Source organism: Halomonas sp. 3D7M (assembly GCF_014897885.1).
Classification (GTDB): Bacteria; Pseudomonadota; Gammaproteobacteria; order Pseudomonadales; family Halomonadaceae; genus Vreelandella.
The window spans coordinates 1-4,633 of sequence record NZ_JABUZF010000026.1 but is presented as its reverse complement, the minus strand read 5'-3'; the positions used below and the strand labels follow the sequence as shown (position 1 = coordinate 4,633).

The 4,633-nt window shown below is 51.9% G+C and carries 3 protein-coding genes; 2 read left to right on the top strand and 1 reads right to left on the bottom strand.

The genetic code is table 11. From position 1 onward, the window contains the following. Positions 1 to 1,632 (bottom strand): bifunctional protein-serine/threonine kinase/phosphatase (locus INT22_RS00565; RefSeq protein ID WP_193067478.1); only part of this gene is annotated, 1,632 nt, incomplete at its 3' end. 257 nt (positions 1,633 to 1,889) lie between these two features. Here INT22_RS00565 and ppa point away from each other — a divergent pair. Together ppa and dsbD are read left to right on the top strand one after the other, a co-directional pair. After that, positions 1,890 to 2,420, top strand: coding sequence for an inorganic diphosphatase (ppa, locus tag INT22_RS00560; RefSeq protein WP_009724723.1), 531 nt, complete (start codon positions 1,890 to 1,892; stop codon positions 2,418 to 2,420). 217 nt (positions 2,421 to 2,637) lie between these two features. After that, positions 2,638 to 4,518 carry a protein-disulfide reductase DsbD gene (dsbD, locus tag INT22_RS00555; protein ID WP_193060180.1) on the top strand — a complete coding sequence of 627 codons (1,881 nt, stop codon included), beginning with the start codon at positions 2,638 to 2,640 and terminating at the stop codon, positions 4,516 to 4,518. The last annotated feature ends 115 nt before the right edge of the window (positions 4,519 to 4,633 follow it).

Sequence of the window (4,633 nt, the reverse complement as noted above, 5' to 3'; positions counted from 1 at the left end):
CTCCTCACGGCTGGGCACGCGCCCCAACGGGACTCTTAAGGCATGCAGAAATTCGGAGAGCCGTCTAAAACGTAGTGCACGCTGAGGATCTAGAGCCCGACGTAACGCATCATCAAGCTCAGTCGATATTTCTGGATTGGTTGTTCGGGCACTACGGTAGCTGAGCTCTTCAAGATCGGTGTGGCTGCGCAGTCGATTAGGCGTCAACGTATAGGGCAATGCCCCTGTCAGCAACCAATAGACCGTTGATGCCAATGAATACTGGTCACTGCGCCGACCTACGCTATCACCTAGTGCGTACTCAGGGGCCGTGTGTTCATTAAAACCAATTTGGCGGAGTAGCTCGCCCGAGTGGCGATGGCCATCCACCTCGCGCATGTGGCAGGCACTGAAATCTGCTAACACGAGTTTGCCGTGGGGGTCGATCAGCACATTATCAGGGGTAATTTGCTGATGAATGATATCGCGATGATGCAACGCTTGAACCGCTTTACCCAGTTGATTGGCGATATCCAGACGCTGCACCAAACTCGCTTGTGGGTGCCTTTCTGCCCACTGGCGGAGCGTTTCACCTTCAACGTGCTGCATTAAGTAATAAAGGTAACGGCGTGGTCGTGACGACTGCATTACTTTAACGACAAAGGGCGAATTTACACGCTCTACCACCCATTGCTGCAGTAAAAAATGTTCCAGATAAGCGTTACGCAAAGAGAGTTCTGGGCTGGGTGCTTTCATCACCATTTCACGCTCTGAATGCACATCACGGACGCGATAAACTCTTGATTGCGCATTACGTGACAGCACCGACAGCACCTCAAGCCCATCAAACCGCTCTCCTGGCGTCAGCTCGGGGGGAATAGGCAGGTCACCATAAATAAGCCCTGGGTGATCTTCAGACTCTTCCGGCAGCTCATCGATACGCAGCAGTTGGAAGCAAAATTGATCACCTCCATACCCCCTATCTTGGGCACGCTGCTTTGCTTCGCTCGCTAGGCACTCACAGGCGGCGTCTAGATCACTGGCATTTTGGCGGATCAGACGAACGTAATCAGATGGCATTAAGGTGCCACGGACGCCCTGAGTAGTAAAAACAAAAAAGTCGCCCTGTTTAAGCGGTAGATGGGTATAGTCGATATCGACGCTTCCATCCATCCCCAAAGCACGTGAGGGGTAACGATAGCCGCCAATATCGGTCACATGGTCGCGGGTTAGCTGCTCGAACTCAGCGCCTCGCAATCGAAAAACTAACGTATCCCCCATATGAAATAGGTGCGCTTCACGCTCGCGAAAGACCATCGCGGATAGCGAAGATACGAAACTTCCTTCTTTAACATGCTTGCTTTGGCTGTAGCACCACCCATTGAGAGCACGAAGCACCCGGGTTGCCGACGTTTTCGTGTCCCAGTGGTCAGGCGTCGAGTAATAGTCAGCCAAAAAACCGCGAACACTTAAATCACCTGCCTGTTTAGCCAAGGTGTTACGAGAAATCGAGTCACTAATAACTGCGCAACCCCCTTTTACTTTCAACAGCTGCGCATCAGGCAACCGCACCGACATAGAGCTACGGTGTAGACGCCGATCAGGGGCCACAAAGGCTTGGCCATAACTAATTAGTAACTGGGCGTGCGCCAACTCATCCTCCTAGGCTTTAGGCTCTTCATGGGAACCACACAGCGGTTATGATACACGCTGATCAAGGGAAGCGATGCCCGCCAAACGTCGTGATGGCGAAAAACGACGCTTATTTTTGGATTCATCGTCATTGTTAGCGGCACACACCTATGTCGCATTGGTAATCCACTAGCCAACTTCGTATAATTCTCCGCCATTAATGCAATGCATCAACTGCTTAGCCTTCGCACTACATAAGCCAAGCCAAGGAATAAACGATGAACTTCGATAACATCCCCGCTGGAAAGGATCTGCCCAACGATATTTACGTGGCGATTGAAATTCCCGCTAATCACGCGCCGATTAAGTATGAAATCGATAAAGATATGGGTGCCCTGCTGGTTGACCGCTTCATGGCAACCCCCATGTTCTATCCGGCTAACTACGGCTTTATTCCCCACACCCTGGCCGATGATGGCGACCCGCTGGATGCCTTGGTAGTTACCCCCCACCCCGTGGCTCCGGGTAGCATCATTCGCGCTCGCCCTGTTGGCATTTTGAATATGACCGACGAAGCAGGCGAAGATGCAAAATTGGTCTGCGTCCCGCACCCCAAGCTGAGCACTCTGTATGATGATGTTCAAGAAGTGACTGATCTTCCTGAACTGCTACGTCAGCAAATCGCTCACTTTTTCGAGAACTATAAAGACCTCGAAAAAGGTAAGTGGGTGAAAGTAGAGTCTTGGGAAGGTGTTGAAGCGGCACGCAAAGCGATTGAAAAATCAGTCGCGGCTTACCAAAAAGCTTAACCTATCGGGTTGAGCGATAACGCCAGACCGCGCTTCCTCTTAAAGGCTGCCCATGTGGCAGCCTTTTCTATTATCTGCCGTTTAATTCCGAGACCTGAGATTCAACATTAACGGAGTATGAAGAAGCGCGTCACGTCACCGCAGCATCTACGCTGACATCACAAGGTAGGATATGCTATTTCAAAATTTCCCTGATACGTCTGCGTAAGGATACTTCGTGTTGTCTTTTAAGCGTTTAAGTCTGTTACTGTTACTCTGCTGGCTTCCCCTGCTAGCCCATGCTCAGTGGTTTTCCTCTTCCAGTAATCAAAGCGATTTTTTACCTGTCCTAGAAGCCTTTCAGCCTACCGCTTGGCATGACGGCAGCGCCATTTATATTGGTATCGATATTGCGGACGACTATTATTTATATCGCCACCAATTTAGCGTTAGCAGCACAACGGACGCTGTATCCCTTGATGAGCCGCTACTTCCGCAAGGAACATTCACAACTGATGAATTCATGGGCGATGTGTATGTTTTTCGTGACATATTAGTCTTTGAAACGCCATTTTCCCCGCCCTATAGCGGCCCGATCGATATTGAACTGACGTTCCAAGGCTGTGCCGACGCAGGCCTTTGCTACCCGCCGGAAACCGTATCGCTTGACGCCTCAGAGTCATCTCCCCCCACGGCCTTTGCTGACTGGGACGCTGCAGATCAAGCACTGCCAGGCGCTGAAGGCAGCGACGACCAGCAAATTAGTCAAACCGCGGGCACCAATAGCAGCGCTGAATTCTCAGCCCCACAAAGCGAAGATAGCCGCTTTAGCGCATTGCTCAACAGCGCCAGCCTCCCTCTTGCCTTAGGGTTATTTTTTATCGCCGGACTGGGCCTTACTTTCACGCCCTGCGTCCTACCGATGGTGCCTATTTTGTCTTCCATTATCGTAGGACAAAAACCAACTCGGCCCCGAGCGTTTGTACTCTCAGCCAGCTATGTTTTGGGCATGGCGTCCACCTACGCGTTAGTCGGTGTGCTAATGGGCCTGTTTGGCGCGGGCTTAAACCTTCAGGCCCACCTGCAATCAGCGCCGGTGCTAGTTACCTTTGCTGTTCTATTTACGCTATTTGCCTTAGCCATGTTCGGGGCGTTTAACTTAAGAGTTTCACCGCGGCTGGCCGCTAAAATTGACGGTTGGCAAGCACGTGCACAGCAAAGCGGCCCTGCAGGCCTAGCCCTGGCAGGCGCACTATCGGTATTAGTGGTTTCCCCCTGTGTAACAGCCCCACTTGCCGGTGCGTTGGTGTTTATTTCCTCGACCGGAAATGCTGCCATGGGCGGAGCTGTTTTATTTGCACTGGGCCTAGGCATGGGCGTGCCACTGCTATTAGTGGGCACCTTTGGGGCAACGCTGCTACCGCGCTCAGGCGCTTGGATGAACGGCGTTAAAATTGCTTTCGGATTGCTGTTACTGGGCGTTGCCATTTGGATGGTTGAGCGATTAGTGCCGCCTTCGCTGGCGCTTTTGCTCTGGGCAGCGCTGGCCATAGGTAGCGCACTCATGTTGGGCGCCTTAAATATGAATCAGCCACAAGGCTGGCCTAAAGCACGACAAACAATAGGACTGATGTTACTGGCATGGGGCATTGCTCTTGTCATTGGCGCAGCCCAAGGCGGCAGCAACCCATTGCGCCCCTTAACGGTATCCAGCGCCTCAACGGACAGCGGCACGCCGCAAGCAACGCTTGCTTTTCAGCAAGTTGATGAACTGAGTGCACTTGAAACCGCACTCTCTGAAGCCGCGAGTGCCCAACAGCCTGCCTTTGTTAATTTCACTGCTGACTGGTGTATCTCCTGCAAGCTAATGGAGCGCGATGTTTTTCCAGACCCCAATGTGGTCGCTGCATTGAACGATTTTCGCCTGATTGAGGTCGATGTCACCAATACGGATGCGCAAAGTCGGGAACTGCTAAACCGCTTTAACTTATTTGGCCCACCAAGTCTGCTTTTTTTTAGCCAGGGCGAAGAAGTGCGAGATGCACGCATTCAAGGTGAAATAACGGCTACCCAGCTGGTACAGCACCTGGAAGCGTTACGGCGCTGGCAACAAGGCTGAGCTGAAGCCTATGACCACCTTGTGTCGCGAACGTCGTCAAACGGTTGTTTAAATAACCAGCAACGAGCTTATGTCGGCCTTCACTAGACATGCCCGTACTTTTTCGGCAAACTTC

What these genes read in the sequence shown, in the direction of transcription:
- ppa (WP_009724723.1), top strand. Translation starts at nt 1,890, where the DNA reads ATGAACTTCGATAACATCCCCGCTGGAAAGGATCTGCCCAACGATATT.